The sequence below is a fragment of the Nocardioides malaquae genome (assembly GCF_015070385.1).
Classification (GTDB): Bacteria; Actinomycetota; Actinomycetes; order Propionibacteriales; family Nocardioidaceae; genus Nocardioides; species Nocardioides malaquae.
Map to the genome: position 1 here is coordinate 1 of NZ_JADCSA010000343.1, position 275 is coordinate 275.

Sequence of the window (275 nt, forward strand, 5' to 3'; positions counted from 1 at the left end):
ATACCGTCAGGAAGAAAGCCAGCGTAGTGTAACCGTTATGCCAGGTTGGCACGGTGTCGATTTGATACACGCAGGTCATCATCCAGACGAAAATGACGCCGAGCGCCATGCTGAAAAGTAACCAGAGTTTCCCCAACGCTTGCGGCATTTTACCGATGACTGCCACCAGCCACCATAATCCGCCAACGGCAAAAAATATGGAACCGGCAGCAATCTCGTTACTCAGACCAGAAGCTCCGATTCGATTCAGGGAGTTAAACGCCCGCAGTGGCGAT

General features: G+C 52.0%; 1 pseudogene. It reads right to left on the minus strand.

The features are described 5' to 3' along the window. Window positions 1-275, minus strand: a pseudogene (gene ynfH / locus IEQ44_RS15800) (selenate reductase membrane anchor subunit YnfH); the annotation flags it as partial.